Raw genomic sequence first — 15,493 nt, forward strand, 5'->3', positions numbered from 1 at the left:
GAAAAAACAGATAATTGTTAATGTATTATTACATTGACACCCCTTTGGTTAAGGGCTCATTTACAGCCCAGTTCGGTTTCGCGCCAGCAAGAACTTGTTCCACCTGCATTGCGGCATGTACAGCCATGCGTACGGAACCTTCCTTCGTCAAAGCGGCATTATGAGGACTGACTATCACATTATCCAATTTAAAAAGTGGATTCCATTTATCAGGAGGTTCAACTTCAAATACGTCTATTCCAGCACCGGCAATCTCGCCTGCTTGCAAAGCGTTTACTAAATCAATTTCCTTCACCACACCGCCCCTGGAAGCGTTTACAAAAAAGGCGGAAGTTTTCATCCAGGAAAACTCACGGCTTCCTATTATTCCTTTTGTTGTTTTCGTTAACGGCAGATGCAGACTAATAACATCAGCGTTTCTGAATACCCATTCTAAATCTGTTGCTATCTCCAGCTCAGAATTCGGGCTGGCTGTAACATAAGGGTCGTAGCCAATTACTTTCATATCGAAGCCTTCGGAAGCCTTTTTTGCCAGTATTCTACCGATTCTCCCTAGTCCGATAATCCCCAATGTCTTGCCTTCCAAGTCCATGCCAAAAAGTTGATTACGGATAGCAAAATTCCCGCTGCGCAGCTCTTTATCAGCCAAGCTTAAGTTTTTGGACAATGATAAAATTAATGCCATTACATGTTCCGCTACAGAATTCGCATTCGCCTCTGGGGTATTTGTTACATATATGCCACGCTCTGTAGCGGCTTCGATATCGATATTGTCCAAGCCCACTCCATACTTAGCTATTACTTTGAGGTTTTCAGCTGCTGTAATAACTTCTCTATTTATTACAGCCGTTGATCTCGTTAGTACTGCATCACAACCCTTGATTTCTTCCATAAGAATTTCTTGCGACAAATCAGACCCTACTTTAATCTTAAAGCCTTTTTCTACTAAATAACTTTTCCCCTCTTTCTCAATATCTTGAGGAATATACACTAAATGACTCACACATTCCCACCAACCTTTCATGTTAACCTTGAAGAAAAAACCTTTCCTACTACATTGTTTATATACAATTATTGTGCCAAGATAAAAAACATCCGTTTTTTCAAGAAAGAAGCCAATTCGTTCTCAAATTAAGAGATAAATAAAGTAAACAAATTGTTTCATAATGAATTAATTTGTTTCAATCCGTTTCAATTTGTTTCAATATTCAAATCTTTCATCTTTCTCCATAAAGTCGTGCGACTCATGCCTAACTCAAAGGCAGCTTTTCCTTTATTAAAATTCACCTTCATTAACGTTTGAACAATTCTTTCACGCTCGGATAAATGTATCCCAGGTGACATATCCATCTCTTCGTTTTGGTCCGAAAACAGTATTTTCTTATTACTTTTATTCGGAAAATACATCTCGATATCATACACATCAATTAATTTGTTCTTATAAAGAGCACATAATCGCTCACAAAAATTTTGCAATTGGCGAATATTCCCCTCCCAATTCCCTTCACTTAGCTTTTTCATGGCACTATCCGTGATCTTGATTTGTTTTTGTTCCGAATGACCTTTCCGAATAAAGGCATTCACCAATAACGGAATATCTTCTCTGCGTTCCCGAAGCGGAGGCAATACAAGGTCCAGCACACTCAAGCGATAATACAGATCCTCCCGAAAGTCATTACTCTTTACCATTTGCATGAGGTCTTTGTTCGTTGCCGACACTATTCTCACATCAACCGGGATTACTTTATCATCACCGATGCGCATGATTTCACGCTCCTGCAGGACACGCAGCAGCCGGCTTTGCATTTTTGGGGAGATTTCTCCTATTTCATCTAAAAAAATCGTACCTCTATGGGCCAGTTCAAAAAATCCTTGTTTTCCGCCTTTCATGGCTCCCGTGAAAGCTCCTTCTGCATATCCGAAAAGCTCACTTTCCAATAGATTTTCGGGAAGGGCTGCGCAATTAATGGCTACAAACGGGTTATTTTTACGGTTGCTATGATTATGTATGCTTTGGGCGAATATTTCCTTGCCCGTTCCAGTTTCTCCAATTATAAGAATGTTTGAATCTACTTCACTATAACGTTGAGCCGTTTCAATCGTCCTCTTGATTTCCGAACTCCGATACAATATATCATCAAATGTGTACTTCGCCACATGTCCGCGTGAATGAAGCTTTCTAAAGAACTTCCCTTCCATCTCCTGAATGCGGGTAACGTCTTGAAAGGCGACCATATCCCCCACTTTTTTACCTTTTAAAAATATCCCGACTTTTTTTACCGATAATTGAATGGATTGGTAAGCAACGGTATCTTTTTCGTATTCATCGTCGCTTAAAAGCATATTACGAAATTTTCCGGGCCTTATTATATCGTATACAGAATTTCCAATTAAGCTCCCCTTGGAAATGGCTAATATCTCCTGAGCGGCCGTATTGAATACGGATATTTGTCCTTTTAAATCTATTGCAATAACCCCTTCATAGGCATAATTAAGAATCGTTTGGTAACGCTTGGTCTTCTCCTGTTCCCTTCTGCTGACAAGAGCTACTCGTTTCGCCTCAATCAACGCCTGCCGAAATGATTCCTTTCCAGTATCAACCAGAATGGCTCCCAACCCTATTTCTTCGGCATATTTACATGTACTTAACCCACTTAACACAACCTCACAGCCATCTCTGGCGGCTAAATCCACTAAACTGACTGAGGACTCGATATCATTTAATATATAGGACTGAATTGGCAAATCAACGATATCCGAAAGGTTTTCAACACCATAAATCATATTTAACGCACCTATGACAGCCACTTTTTTACTGCCAAAACGAGCCTTGCAATCATGCAGGGAACGAATGAGGTCAATGCCCTGTACAGGTATATCAACGATAGGAATGAATTCATTGCATTCTTTTAATAGTTTCGTGATTAATCCCCTTGAGATGATTACATCGGCATCAAGCTTCAACTTCCCAATCTTATCGGCATCCTCAACTACCTCCTCTAATACAAACTTCACCGATCCGTTATCATTGTTTTCCGCTGCTTCCAACTTGTTGAATTCCTCAAATCTTTCAAAGGCGTCCGTAATATACCCTTTTCGAGGAACAACGAGTTTTATTTTTATCAAAACACCCACCTCCAACCTAAATCATTTTGCTTTATTGGATAAAGCTCAAAGCCCTGGTCATACAAGGTCTTGATAGTTCGAGTTAGCTAAGAATGCCTTAGAGTTTTTCAAAGCCAGAATATGAAAAGTTAATGCCTTAAGTACGCATGAGATTAATTCCCCGTTTTATCAAGATATTCCATCTTTCACTTTTAAAAATAAAAAACCCTATTATCGTGGGTTTTTTCATTACAAGGATTTCGATTGGTATTAAATATCACAAAAAGAATGGTCATTCAATTCTTCTCAATAAAACTTGCTTTTCATCACTGGAAAACGCTTTTTAACATTATAATCAGTATAATGATTCTCAAAGGGAAAATCATCATGAATAAAATATCTATAATTTCTTAAAGTGGCATCGGCTTCTGCTTTTTCACCATAATCCCCCTCCCTTTCTCGCTAATAGGACTATATTCCTTTATTCTTCATACCAATGTGGAATTCCTTTTGATTTTATCGTTAGTGACAATAAATAAAATTAGCCTACAAACAGATTAACCCCGTTCAAGAATCCTGAACGGGGTTTTTCAATAAATAAGAGCTGTTTAATTTTGAGTTTGTATGGAGTTTAGTTCTCAAACAATAAGTCTGTTCATTCAAGGTGGTTTTACTTGCAAACTTAAAAAGGGTCGGCTATGACAAGGATTTTCCCTGCTTTAATATCCTCCATATATTGATCGACTTCGGCTTCCTCCAGTCCAATGTCCAATAATGGCTTTCTCAATCCGCCTGCTCCCGATGCTGCCCCGGCTGCCGCTCCCCCAAAAGTGGCGAAAATCGGTCCTGCTGCCAATATCGGACCTATTCCTGGTACGGCCAATGCACTCATTCCAATAAGCAGGCCTGTCAATCCGACAGCTCCGCCGGCTGCTGCCCCAGCTACTAATCCATCAGTTTTTGCCGGGCTGACTTCCTCGGCTTCATTTGGTAATTTATCAATGTTTTTTGCCAATACTGATATTTGATCGGATGTATATCCTTGTTCCTTTAAGTTTCCGACTGCTGAAATCGCTTCATTTTCATTTTCATATATTGCTATAAACCTCTTGTCCATGGTATCTGCTCCTTTAAAAGTAATGTATTATACAATACCCTTAATTGAGTTTTAATAACCTTCCATGAAAGAAATGAATCCTATTCCCGGATTTGCCCCTGGCCATAAATGAAGTACTTGCTTGATGTTAAGGCAGGTAAACCCATTGGTCCGCGCGCATGCAGCTTTTGTGTGGAAATGCCGATTTCTGCGCCATAACCGAATTCAAAGCCGTCGGTAAAACGGGTTGAAGCATTGTGATAAACGGCTGCGGCATCCACTTTATTCAAAAATGCAGAAGCATTTTGTTCATCCCCCGTTAAGATTGCTTCAGAATGCTTGGAACCGTATCGGTTTATGTGATCAATGGCATCGGATACACCTTTTACAGTTTTCACGCTGAGTTTTAAAGCCAGGTACTCAGTTGACCAATCTTCCTCCGTAGCCGTTTTCGCTCTCGGAAAGGAGCTGCAAACCGCTTCATCTCCATATAATTCAATACCCTTTTCGTCCAGGAGTTCCAGAATACGCACTCCATTTTCTTCAAACCATTTTTCATGGATCAGAAGCCCCTCAATAGCATTGCATACGGATGGGCGCTGAGTTTTACCGTTTAAGACAATTTTCTCGACCATCGTAATATCTGCGGTCTGATCGATGAAGATATGGCAATTGCCTGCACCTGTTTCAAGGACGGGAACAGTGGACTCCTTAATGACCGTTTCAATTAAATTCTTTCCGCCCCGGGGAATCAAAACATCTAAATACTCATTAAGATGAAAAAGTTCCTTAGCGGTTTCACGACTTGTATCCTCGATCAACTGAACAGCTTCTACAGGGATTTCCGTATTCTCCAATGCTTTATGAATGGAAGAGACTAGTGCCATATTGGAGTGTTTGGCTGACGAGCTGCCTCTTAAGATGACAGCATTCCCCGTTTTCAAAGATAATGTAGCTGCATCGATGGTCACGTTAGGCCTTGCTTCATAAATCATTCCGATTACCCCGATCGGCACCCGTTGCTTTTTAATCAATAAACCATTCTCTTTTTCAATCGTCTCCAATTGTTCCCCAATCGGATCATTTAAATCGATTAGAAGCTCAATGGCCGCTGCCATGTCATCAATACGGTTACCATTCAACATAATTCGATCTAATATAGACTCGCTGAGACCTTTTTTCCTGCCATCTTCCAGATCCTTTTGGTTTTCCTTTATCAAAAAATCTTTATCGATAATAAGTTGTTTCGCAATTTTCCCAAGAGCCTCATTCTTCTTTTCCGTACTCAATCCGATTAGCTGATAACTGGCTTTTTTGGCTGCCTTTCCTTTCGCCGTCACTTCACTCATTTCTAAACTCCCCCTTTTTTCTTGAAATTGATTTTTTATGCTTTCACCCATTTATCGCGATGAATAACTTCTATGGAAGTGATTATAAGCTCGGATGTCCTCTTTCCCATCGCCTGTTTTAATTCTTCGTCGGAATAAAGGACCTCACCCCGCCCTAATAACCCATTTGCACCAAAGACTTCGACAACATCACCCTTATTGAAGACTCCTTTAATTTCATAAATTCCAGCTGGCAGCAGACTGCTTCCATTTGAAACTAAGGCCCTTTCGGCACCTTCATCAACGAAAATTTTCCCGGATACTTTTGAATGAAGGGATATCCATTGTTTGTTTTTCGTTACCATCGCCATGTCTTCATTCCCTATATTTGTGCCATCACCATTGCCTTCAAGGATTGTTAGAAGTTTATCACTCCCCAAACCAGATCCGATGAATACTTTCACCCCTAGTGACAATGCCGTTTGCGCTGCAATCAGCTTCGATTTCATCCCACCGGTTCCGACATTGGAACCTGCACCTTCTGCCATTTGCAATAAATCATCCGTAACTTCGGATAATTTATCAAATCGTTTCGCCCCTGGATTTGTCTGTGGATTGGAATCATAGAGCCCATTAATGTCCGTTAATATGATCAAGTTCGTGGCGTGGACTAACCCGCTTACCAAGGCGGATAGCATATCATTATCACCAAAAGTCAACTCCTCGACCGATACTGTATCATTTTCATTTATGATCGGAAGGATGCCGCGTTCAAGCAATTCCATCAATGTCGCATAGGCATTTTTATATCTATCCTTTTTCGAGAAATCTTTCCTAGTTAATAAAATCTGCGCCGGAACGATTCCAAAGTTCCCTAATTGTTCCATATATGATTGAATCAATAGGCTTTGCCCCACCGCTGCAGCAGCTTGTTTTCCTTTGAGAGTGACAGGTCGCGTAGGATAGCCGAGCTTGCGAAAACCTGTCGCTACAGCACCAGATGAAACAAGGACAACTTCATGCCCCGCTTTCCTTAACGCTGCCACTGCCTGGATATGATCGGAAAATTTGTTTTGGTCGATTTCACCTTGTGTATTGGTCAAAGAACTACTTCCTATCTTTACAACGATGCGTTTCTTTTCCATCGATTACTTCCTCCAATAAATATCTAAGACATGAAAAAAAGCCCTTTTCATCCTCGAAATAAGGACGAAAAGGGCTGCTCTCCGTGGTACCACCTTCATTGAATGCAAGTTCATGCATTCCACTTTGCCTGATAACGCCAGGATTTGCGCCTATGTTTTGCATAGGACTCAAGAAGCAGGTTCTGCGCTTTCCTGTCGCGGGTCTTCCAGCAATCGACGCCGCTCTCTGTCACAGTGATTCTCGCATACTAATCTTCTCTCAACGTTCATTGTTTTAATATAGTATGCAAAATTATCTTCTTGATGTCAATAACATTCCTGCGATGAATGATCCTTATAAAGCGATTGCTGGGCCGAAGAACTCATAGTGAATTTTATCCGTATCTACCCCAAGCTCTTTCAGGTAAGTGATGATGGCCTTCATGAAAGGCACAGGGCCGCACACATAATAATCAGCCTCAGGTTTAACAATACTGCTCAATAATTCCTTATCAATATACCCTTCCTTTTCAAAATTCGGGAGGTTCTTATCATCCTCACTCGGATTTTTAAAGACAAAGGATAATTGATAGTTGGTAAGCTTGTGTCCTAGTTCTGTCAGTTCCATTCTGAACGGCTGTAAATGGCCATTATCTGTTGCATGAATGAATTGTACATCACGCTCAGGTGTTTGTTCAGCTACCGCATGGACCATGCTCATGAAAGGCGTTATGCCAACGCCTCCGCTCAAGAATACTGCCGGTGTTCGTTTATCCAAGTCGATGGTGAAATCACCTGCAGGAGCCGTTACGTCAATACTGTCACCCATCTGAATGGATTCATGCAAGTAGTTAGAGACCCTACCATCAGGAGAGGTTCCCGGCTTTTCTTTTTTAACGGAAATACGGAAATAATCTTTTCCCGGAACATCAGATAAACTATACTGACGGTTGAATAAATAGCGTTCACCCGGTATCTCAATCCGAACGGTAATATATTGTCCTGGAAGAAATGCCGGAACCTTATCTCCATCTGATGGCTTTAGATAAAAGGATGTGATTACTTCACTTTCCCGTACTTTTTCCACCACTGTGAATCGTTTGAAATCAGACCATCCGCCGACCTGATTGGAAGCTTCGTCGTACATTTCCTTTTCGATGCTAATGAAAACATTCGCAATGACTCCATACGCCTCTCCCCAAGCTTGAAGGATTTCTTCTGTAGCCGAATCTTGTAACACTTCTTTGATTGCGCCTAATAGGTGTTCTCCAACAATCGGATAATGTTCGGCTTTGACTGCAAGGCTTCTATGTTTTTGTGCTATTTGCTTCACGGCAGGTAAAATCGTTTCTAGTTGATCTATATATTTAGCTGCTGCCAATACCGTGTTGGCAAGTGCCGTTTGCTGGCGCCCCTTTTTTTGATTGGCATGATTGAAAACATTTAATAATTCAGGATGTGCTTCGAAAAGATTTTTATAAAATACAGTTGTGATAGTTGTACCATGCACTTCTAATACAGGTACGGTTGATTTGATAATATCGATGGTTTTCTGGGATAGCATAGGTAAACCCCTTTTCATAAACAAGTATTTTGAATACATGTTTATATTAGAACTTAAATGCATTAAAAGCAATATTTTTTATACATCTTTTCAGATAATAAGTTTTCATGTTTATAAAATGTTCACATTTATGATATAGTCAAATGGGGATAGAATGTGAGGCGATAAACATGAGGTTGACGAGTTATTCCGATTACTCACTTAGAGTGTTGATTTACCTGGCTACCCACGACCAAAGCAAATTATCAAATATCAAAGAGATTTCTGAAGTATATCAACTGTCTAAAAATCATTTGATGAAAATTGTTCATAATCTAGGTAAATTAGGCTATATTGAGACGATACGTGGAAGAAATGGCGGTTTCCGGCTTGCAAAATCACCCGCTGAAATAAATGTAGGGGAACTTGTGCGGAGAACCGAAGAAGATTTTTATTTAGTGGAATGTTTTAAAGATCACGATAACTGTGTGATTTCTCCCGTTTGTTCATTGAAATTTGTCCTTAACAATGCCTTGGATGCTTTTTTAAAGGTCCTTGATCAATATACGATTGCAGACTTCAGCGAAAATAAAGTAATGCTCAAAACCTATTTTGATTCGGTAAAGCAGAATGACGAGAAGCCCGATTTTTTATAATCGGGCTCTTTTTCATTAACCGATGATTCGTTCGATTTGCCATTCTTTTTCCATTCGTAAATCTATGATCTCTGTACCGGTTTTCAACAAAGCTTTAAGGGGATCGTATGGATCGATCATGATGATCGTCCCGTTTCGTCCATTGGTAAGGGTGACTTCTTTTCCGACTAAAGTGGACATTAATCGGTTTACAAACTCCATTAGGATCTCAGGATTAAATTTACCGAACTTATCGCTGTTCATTTGCTCAATCACCTTATAAAACGGCATGGCCCGATGATATACACGATTTGAAGACATCGCATGGAATACATCGGCTATTGCGACGATTTTCGCATGATGATGGATATCATTCCCCATCAGACCATGTGGATAGCCTTTCCCATCTTCCCGTTCATGGTGCTGAAGGGCTGTTAATGCAATCGATGGTGGGATTCCTGGGATACTTTTAAGTAATTCATAACCATAAATGGCATGGCGTTTCATTTCTTCATATTCTGCCGCAGTCAGTTTACCCGGCTTTTCCAATATACTATCCGGAATCCTTGTTTTACCCACGTCATGCAGTGTGGCTGCCAGTGTCAGTGTTGAAAGGTTTTCTTTCGATAATCCAAGCTTCATCCCTAGATAAGTGGCAATGATCCCGACACCGATATTATGCTTATAGGTGTACTCGTTATTTGCTTGCAGCTCTTCGAAAAGGTAATAAACATCAGGATTCTTTGCAGCTTCTGCAATGACAGGTGCAACTTTTGCTTTAATCAATACAATCTTATCAAGCTGTATTTTTCCTTCATTTCGTATATCTTGAAAGATGTTTTTCAATTGAAGCGAAGCTTCGTTGATTCTTTCCTGAATATTTACGTTAGGTCGTGCATGATCTACCGTTAAAGAAGTTGCATCTTTTTTCAATTCTTCCCTTATGAAATCAATTCTGGGTATGGTAAGAGGCGTTTTCGCATTATATAGTTTCCCTCTTCTATTTTTCATTGCTCTCACACTTTTCTCTATTTTTCACCTATAATACCATATCCTTCATTGCCTTGTGTCTTAATGAAAGCAATTTTTGGGCACTTAAGTTCGGTCACTAAGTTCATTGCCCAGCTGTTTTAATTTTTCACCAACCGTGCATTCTGAAATACAGAACTGATGGGCATACGTACGCCCCTTCTCTTTTCGAAAATGCTTTCTTAAAAAACAATCTTGGCAAAATGAAGCGAGAACCTCTTCCACTTCTTCATATATTTTTTTCCTGTTCATTGTTGTTATGGCTCCTTTGACCCAGCAATTTCTATTTTACTGAAAATGGCTTTTCCTTGCAGTGCAAGTGTGGCCAGGCGATCGGCTTCCTGGTTTTCCTTTCGAGAAATCGGCTTGCAGACAGGAATGATCTTTAATTTATCCAGTTTCGCTTCAATGCGGTCCAGCCATTTATTTAAGTTTTCTTCCATACAGGGCCATTCACCGGAAAGTTGATTTAAGACGACGAGAGAATCCCCTTTAAAGACACAGCTTTGATGGTGGATTCCAAGTTCGTCCATCTGCCTGACCGCTTCATGAAAAGCCGCATATTCAGCTTCATTATTGGATTCGAATTGCTCCAATTTCACATTGGTGCGTAACCGCCAGAACTTTTTTCCTTGACGATAATAAATGGCAACACCAATTCCTGCCACCTTTTCATCTTTTTGAAAACCTCCATCAAAGAAAACCGTCACATCCTGCGGTTCTTCCTCAATTTCCGTCAGGAGTTTCTTTAACTCCTTCTTGGTCCATGTTGTATCGAATTCATCCTTGAATTCCACTTCTTTCAGCCTTCCTGCCTTTTCAAGATCTTCCGTAATGACCAGTGCAGTCCCGGCATCGAGCCAATCCGAAACGAAATCGGCAGATGGTTTTTTTGAAGCTTGATATGTCCATTGCATAATTACCTTCAAAGATTTCCAGCTCCTTATCCATTCACGATTCATGCAGAACAGCTTACAAATTTCATACCTTTTTTTCGTCATACCCTTTATAATATATTGTAAGCATTTTAATCACTCTTTTTAATTATAGTTCCCATATCAGCCTGAAATTCTCATGTTTCAATCTTAATTTTAAATGAAACGTAACATTTTAACAGTTAAACTCGAGGAGGAGCACATCTTGATCGAAGTGTATATTGATGGTGCCAGTGCGGGCAATCCAGGGCCTAGCGGTGCAGGTGTTTTCATAAATAATAACGGTGTGGTCGAGAGGCATTCCTTTCCTCTTGGGAATATGGAAAACCATGAAGCGGAGTACCATGCCTTAATCAAAGCATTGGAGATTTGTGTGGCCAATAAGTATCAAGTCGTTTCTTTTCGTACGGACTCCCAAGCCATCAACCAGGCCATTGAAAAAAGATTTGCAAAAAATAAGTATGCCCTTTTGCTGGAACGGGCTTTAAAGCTTTCCGACGAGCTTGATTTATTTTTCATGAAATGGATTCCAAATATCGAAAATAAGTCCGCGGATGAGTTGGCAAGACGGGCCATTCGCTTGAATAAGGCTGAGGAAATTCATGAACAAGACAGCTGATTTTTCATTATTATTCGTTGTATTCATCTGGGGCGTCACTTTTGTCATGGTCCAAAATGCGCTATCTTTTCTTGAACCCTTCACGTTTAATGCCGTCCGTTTTTTCATGGCCTTCGTATTCTTGCTCATCCCTTATTTATTGACTCTACACAAAAAGGGGAAAAACGGGAGCAAGGGCCTTTTTAAAGCTGGGTTTCATATTGGTGTATGGCTTTTTCTCGGTTATGGGCTTCAAACGATCGGATTGAATTATACAACGCCTGCAAAGACTGGCTTTATAACAGGATTAAGTGTTGTCATGGTACCTGTTTTTTCCCTGCTGCTATTAAAGCATAGGCTTTCCCGAAATACAATAATAGGTGTCGCAGCCGCAACCATCGGACTTTATTTAATGACTTTCGCTGACCGCTCCAATTTGAATATCGGTGATTTACTGGTATTTTTATGTGCAATCAGTTTTGCCATGCAAATCATCACTACCGCTAAATATGCCAAGACCCTTCCCGCTTTACCGCTGACGTTGGTTCAGGTTTCCACCGTATCTTTATTATCATTTGTTTCAGCTTTCATTTTCAAAGAGAATCATTCCGTCATCTTCAGCTCAGAGGTCATGTTACAGAAGGATGTATGGACTGCTTTATTGGTTACGGCAGCCCTTGCCACGGCGTTCGCCTTTTTCGCACAAACCTTCTTCCAAGCCTATACGACACCTACAAGAGTGGCGCTGATCTTTTCAATGGAACCGGTTTTTGCAGCGTTATCCTCATACATATTGATAGGGGAAAAATTGACTTCCGCTTCCATCATCGGCTGCGCATTCATATTCTTGGGAATGATTTTTGCAGAACTGCCTGTTAAGAAAAAGAAACCGGTGACACAGGGGTTTTCTTGAAAAGCCCAATAAAATAAATCGGACTTCCAGTTACGAAGTCCGATTTATTTAAGTAGCCCCTGTTCTTTTGCAAACGATACCGCTGCACTACGCGTTTCAATGCCATTTTGTTTTAAGTTTTCCAAAAAGGAGATATAAAAGCTGCCATCAAAATTCTTTTGTACCTTCAATGTCAACTCTATTGCTGCATTGACTAAAATATCACTTGCATCCGTGTAGCGCTTACCAAAATAAATAAAACCAATCGCGTCATTACCAAAAGTGAATCCCTTACCCTCTAAAAAACTAACATACTCTTCAGTTGATTTCGCCACTTCTGCATCCACTCCATACTTCATGCCTTATTTTCATCTTACCGTATATAAAAGAATTTGACTATCCATTTTTCGACAAAAAAATCATCGTACAAAATAAAGGACCTCCCATTAGGGAGGTCCCAGACTGTACAATTTGAACGTTGATTGGAACGTAGGGCACTCGTTTTCCGCGGCCGGTCCGCCCTCGGCGCAAGCGCCTGCAGGGTCTCCCTTCAACGCGCGGGCTAGTAGAGCCCCAATCTCTTAAATTCAGGCGAAAATTTAAAGGGAATTTCAAAAGGGGAGCTCCCCTTTTTTGATTAGATCATTCGCAGTAAAGTCCTGAATTCATGATCCCTAGCCAGATTTTTGACCTTTTCGCGATCATACTGATAGACCGCATCGTCCAAAGAACATGAAATTGGTACATCACATTTTATTTCTGCTAGCTTTCTGGATAAATGAAGCATATCGACAGCGGATTCAATTTTAGCCCGTTGCCCATTCGTCAATGAAGCAACATTTTCAAGAATGCCTTCGATACTTTGATACTGTATCAATAATTTCAATGCTGTCTTCTCACCAATTCCTTTAACCCCGGGATAGTTATCAGCTGTATCACCCATTAAAGCTTTTAAATCGATCATTTGCCTTGGTGTAATCCCTTTCCACTCAAAAAAGCTATCGGGATTATGCACCTCATAGTTACCATACCCTTTTTTTAACAATAGTACGGAAATGTTTTCATCTATTAACTGAAGCATATCTTGATCGCCAGTCAATATACCCACTCGGCTATGCTGTGCAGATGCTTTGGCAATTGTTCCGATACAGTCATCCGCCTCATAACCAGATAGTCCTATGTTAGGGATATCGAATGCTTCAACCGCTTTTTTCGCTAATTCGAATTGAGGGATCATTTCGACTGGAGCTTCTGATCGATTCGCCTTGTATCCATCAAATAATTCATTTCTGAAAGTCTTGCTGCCCATATCCCAGCATACCGCTACATGACTGGGTGAAAAGTGATTCACCGCCGTCAGCATATGCTTCAAAAAACCTTGAACGGCATTGGTCGGGATGCCTTTGGAGTTAATCATGAATTGACCAGTAACGGCCGTTGCATAAAAAGCTCTAAATAAAAGCGCCATTCCATCGACAAGCATAAAGGATGGATGCTGCTCATTTTCTTTCATTAACACATTATCACCTCTATCATGATGTACTTCCATTTTAACATAACTGTCCCTTTTTTTAAGGATCGTTTAATTGGAAAAAATATTATTCAATTGGATTATCATCATACGAGATCCAGTCACTGAAACTGCCAATATAAATCTTCACATCTTTAAAGCCCGCTTCTTTCAGGGCGATATAATTGGGTGAGGCCGTTACACCTGAACCGCAGTACACAATGATTTCCTTATCTTTACCGATGCTTGTAAAATTCGACTGAAGATCTTCCTTCTTTTTAAAATAGCCATTTTCCAGAACGTTCGTCCACACCTTATTTACTGCACCAGGTATATGGCCGGCTTTTTTATCAATTGGCTCCTCGATTCCCTCGTAGCGCTTAGATTCCCGTGAATCCATTAATACGATATCGTCAGGTCTATTCAAAGTGTAATCCTTCACTTTTCGAAAAGATGCAAAAACGTGCTCATTTAAATCGATACGATATTCGGTTGGCATATAATTCATTTGAATCGAGTCAATCGGATAGCCTGCATCCCTCCAGGCGCGATATCCCCCGTTCAGGAAAAAGACTTTCTGATGCCCAAGGTAGCTTAGCAACCAGACAAACCTGGAAGCAAAAGAACCTTCCCCGCCATCATAAGCGATAAGTACAGTATCGTTGGTGATTCCATTTGATTCCAGTTTATTTTTAATGGTTTCCAGGTCAGGAAGAGGATGTCTTCCGCCATGTTCTTGAACCTGACCCGATAAGTCCTTTTCAAGATCGAAATAAACAGCGCCTGAAATATGGTCTTTTTTGTAATCATTATACCCTGCGTCGGGAGAGCCTAATTGAAAGCGGCAGTCACAAATTCTGATATCTCTAGAATTCAACAACGGCAACAGCTCTTCTTTTTCGATTATAAAACTCATCTCATATCCCCCTATTCCAAAATGGCCCAAATTAATTCATTAAGTTCCATTTCCATGTTCTTCCCTTGATGTAGCCTAGTTATCTCATTCTTTATGGAAAGTGATTTCCCTTCTATTAGCGAAAGATTATTTTCACTTTCATTGTTGCTTATACATTCTTCCATTTGTTTTGCTTTAAATATCCGGGTCATCCTTTTTTTCATTCCTTGATCCGTTGAAACCGTATCAAGTAATTCCCATACCGATAATGGTGGCAGCGAACCCCGTTGGATGATATATTCAAGGGTTAAATACGAACGGTATACTTGTACCCATATTTTTAGCTCTTTTCTTTCGGAACCCCTTGTTTTTGTCAATTGTTGAAGATTGTCGCTCATCATCCGATAGTAATGGTGCCCCAGTGCCTTTTTGGAATAGCAATCCGCTATCAAACCAGTCATCTTCCTATAATAATCCGGATGGGTTATCAACCTGATAGGTGACTGAAACAATTCAAATAGAGCAGGGTTACTCTTTAAGGTAAGTCGGGATGATTTAAAGAGATCCCAGCCTTCCATGTCAAATAGGCCTTCTTTCACTTGAATGACTTCAACTGGCTGCCTCAAGCTCAAGTATGATCGCTTATCATTATGAACATATACAAACCGAACATCGTAATCCGATTGGACCGATGATAAACCAAAAGAATGGCTGCCAGTAACAGCAGCCATCAATATGGTTATATCCTCATTCTTTTCCAGGTATCTCAAGCGTGAAATAAGGTTTTCTTTCATGAATGAACC

The 15,493-nt window shown here is 40.3% G+C and carries 16 protein-coding genes and 1 other annotated feature; of the genes, 3 read left to right on the forward strand and 13 right to left on the reverse strand.

Features of this window, described 5'->3' with window-relative positions; translation table 11 throughout:
- Positions 1–28: 28 nt before the first annotated feature.
- The 6 genes from MKX49_RS13820 to hmpA all read right to left on the reverse strand — a co-directional run bounded on the left by MKX49_RS13820 (position 29) and on the right by hmpA (position 8,217).
- Positions 29–1,003, reverse strand: coding sequence for a hydroxyacid dehydrogenase (locus MKX49_RS13820; protein WP_340876791.1), 975 nt, complete (start codon positions 1,001–1,003; stop codon positions 29–31).
- A 188-nt stretch (positions 1,004–1,191) separates the two neighbouring features.
- Positions 1,192–3,126 (reverse strand): sigma 54-interacting transcriptional regulator, encoded by a 1,935-nt coding sequence (locus tag MKX49_RS13825; RefSeq protein WP_251540713.1) that lies wholly within the window; start codon positions 3,124–3,126, stop codon positions 1,192–1,194.
- Between the two features lie 661 nt (positions 3,127–3,787).
- Positions 3,788–4,222 (reverse strand): general stress protein, encoded by a 435-nt coding sequence (locus tag MKX49_RS13830; RefSeq protein WP_082196440.1) that lies wholly within the window; start codon positions 4,220–4,222, stop codon positions 3,788–3,790.
- Between the two features lie 80 nt (positions 4,223–4,302).
- Positions 4,303–5,550, reverse strand: a complete 1,248-nt coding sequence (locus MKX49_RS13835) for a glutamate-5-semialdehyde dehydrogenase (protein WP_048688460.1) — start codon at positions 5,548–5,550, stop codon at positions 4,303–4,305.
- A 35-nt stretch (positions 5,551–5,585) separates the two neighbouring features.
- Positions 5,586–6,674 (reverse strand): glutamate 5-kinase, encoded by a 1,089-nt coding sequence (gene proB, locus MKX49_RS13840; RefSeq protein ID WP_340876792.1) that lies wholly within the window; start codon positions 6,672–6,674, stop codon positions 5,586–5,588.
- Between the two features lie 57 nt (positions 6,675–6,731).
- Positions 6,732–6,946 (reverse strand) — a binding site (T-box leader).
- A gap of 62 nt (positions 6,947–7,008) precedes the next feature.
- Positions 7,009–8,217 (reverse strand): NO-inducible flavohemoprotein, encoded by a 1,209-nt coding sequence (gene hmpA / locus MKX49_RS13845; protein WP_072273954.1) that lies wholly within the window; start codon positions 8,215–8,217, stop codon positions 7,009–7,011.
- Between the two features lie 170 nt (positions 8,218–8,387).
- Between hmpA and MKX49_RS13850 the strand changes: the two genes are divergently transcribed.
- Positions 8,388–8,852, forward strand: a complete 465-nt coding sequence (locus MKX49_RS13850; protein ID WP_048688442.1) for an RrF2 family transcriptional regulator — start codon at positions 8,388–8,390, stop codon at positions 8,850–8,852.
- A 15-nt stretch (positions 8,853–8,867) separates the two neighbouring features.
- Here the strand turns inward: MKX49_RS13850 and MKX49_RS13855 are convergent, their stop codons facing one another.
- The 3 genes from MKX49_RS13855 to MKX49_RS13865 form a co-directional block, all read right to left on the reverse strand.
- A complete protein-coding gene (locus MKX49_RS13855) occupies positions 8,868–9,842 on the reverse strand; it encodes an HD-GYP domain-containing protein (protein WP_340876793.1) in 975 nt (324 codons plus the stop codon).
- A gap of 84 nt (positions 9,843–9,926) precedes the next feature.
- Positions 9,927–10,112 carry a zinc-finger domain-containing protein gene (locus MKX49_RS13860; protein WP_340876794.1) on the reverse strand — a complete coding sequence of 62 codons (186 nt, stop codon included), beginning with the start codon at positions 10,110–10,112 and terminating at the stop codon, positions 9,927–9,929.
- A gap of 5 nt (positions 10,113–10,117) precedes the next feature.
- The gene (locus tag MKX49_RS13865) at positions 10,118–10,789 is read right to left on the reverse strand and encodes a ribonuclease H family protein (RefSeq protein WP_252266978.1); all 672 of its coding nucleotides are present in this window, start codon (positions 10,787–10,789) and stop codon (positions 10,118–10,120) included.
- A 211-nt stretch (positions 10,790–11,000) separates the two neighbouring features.
- Between MKX49_RS13865 and MKX49_RS13870 the strand changes: the two genes are divergently transcribed.
- Positions 11,001–11,414, forward strand: coding sequence for a reverse transcriptase-like protein (locus MKX49_RS13870; RefSeq protein WP_053535537.1), 414 nt, complete (start codon positions 11,001–11,003; stop codon positions 11,412–11,414).
- A complete protein-coding gene (locus tag MKX49_RS13875) occupies positions 11,398–12,306 on the forward strand; it encodes a DMT family transporter (RefSeq protein ID WP_340876796.1) in 909 nt (302 codons plus the stop codon). Before MKX49_RS13870 ends, MKX49_RS13875 begins: the two co-directional genes overlap by 17 nt.
- A 44-nt stretch (positions 12,307–12,350) precedes the next feature.
- On the opposite strand, the gene MKX49_RS13880 is transcribed toward MKX49_RS13875, so the two are convergent.
- The 4 genes from MKX49_RS13880 to MKX49_RS13895 form a co-directional block, all read right to left on the reverse strand.
- Positions 12,351–12,644 carry a DUF6123 family protein gene (locus MKX49_RS13880; protein ID WP_048688421.1) on the reverse strand — a complete coding sequence of 98 codons (294 nt, stop codon included), beginning with the start codon at positions 12,642–12,644 and terminating at the stop codon, positions 12,351–12,353.
- Between the two features lie 278 nt (positions 12,645–12,922).
- On the reverse strand, positions 12,923–13,798 hold the full coding sequence (locus MKX49_RS13885; RefSeq protein WP_340876797.1) for a 5'-3' exonuclease: 876 nt from the start codon (positions 13,796–13,798) through the stop codon (positions 12,923–12,925).
- An 85-nt stretch (positions 13,799–13,883) separates the two neighbouring features.
- Positions 13,884–14,711, reverse strand: coding sequence for a sulfurtransferase (locus MKX49_RS13890; RefSeq protein ID WP_340876798.1), 828 nt, complete (start codon positions 14,709–14,711; stop codon positions 13,884–13,886).
- 11 nt (positions 14,712–14,722) lie between these two features.
- Positions 14,723–15,484 (reverse strand): nucleotidyltransferase domain-containing protein, encoded by a 762-nt coding sequence (locus MKX49_RS13895; protein WP_340876799.1) that lies wholly within the window; start codon positions 15,482–15,484, stop codon positions 14,723–14,725.
- Between the last annotated feature and the right edge of the window lie 9 nt (positions 15,485–15,493).

The organism is Peribacillus sp. FSL M8-0224 (assembly GCF_038003055.1).
GTDB lineage: Bacteria > Bacillota > Bacilli > Bacillales > DSM-1321 > Peribacillus > Peribacillus frigoritolerans.

Excerpts from the sequence above, each read along its gene's own strand:
- MKX49_RS13875 (WP_340876796.1), top strand. The coding sequence starts at position 11,398 with ATGAACAAGACAGCTGATTTTTCATTATTATTCGTTGTATTCATCTGG.
- MKX49_RS13895 (WP_340876799.1), bottom strand. The coding sequence starts at position 15,484 with ATGAAAGAAAACCTTATTTCACGCTTGAGATACCTGGAAAAGAATGAG.
- MKX49_RS13890 (WP_340876798.1), bottom strand. The coding sequence starts at position 14,711 with ATGAGTTTTATAATCGAAAAAGAAGAGCTGTTGCCGTTGTTGAATTCT.
- MKX49_RS13885 (WP_340876797.1), bottom strand. The coding sequence starts at position 13,798 with ATGAAAGAAAATGAGCAGCATCCATCCTTTATGCTTGTCGATGGAATG.
- MKX49_RS13855 (WP_340876793.1), bottom strand. The coding sequence starts at position 9,842 with ATGAAAAATAGAAGAGGGAAACTATATAATGCGAAAACGCCTCTTACC.
- proB (WP_340876792.1), bottom strand. The coding sequence starts at position 6,674 with ATGGAAAAGAAACGCATCGTTGTAAAGATAGGAAGTAGTTCTTTGACC.
- MKX49_RS13880 (WP_048688421.1), bottom strand. The coding sequence starts at position 12,644 with ATGAAGTATGGAGTGGATGCAGAAGTGGCGAAATCAACTGAAGAGTAT.
- hmpA (WP_072273954.1), bottom strand. The coding sequence starts at position 8,217 with ATGCTATCCCAGAAAACCATCGATATTATCAAATCAACCGTACCTGTA.
- MKX49_RS13830 (WP_082196440.1), bottom strand. The coding sequence starts at position 4,222 with ATGGACAAGAGGTTTATAGCAATATATGAAAATGAAAATGAAGCGATT.
- MKX49_RS13850 (WP_048688442.1), top strand. The coding sequence starts at position 8,388 with ATGAGGTTGACGAGTTATTCCGATTACTCACTTAGAGTGTTGATTTAC.
- MKX49_RS13835 (WP_048688460.1), bottom strand. The coding sequence starts at position 5,550 with ATGAGTGAAGTGACGGCGAAAGGAAAGGCAGCCAAAAAAGCCAGTTAT.
- MKX49_RS13860 (WP_340876794.1), bottom strand. The coding sequence starts at position 10,112 with ATGAACAGGAAAAAAATATATGAAGAAGTGGAAGAGGTTCTCGCTTCA.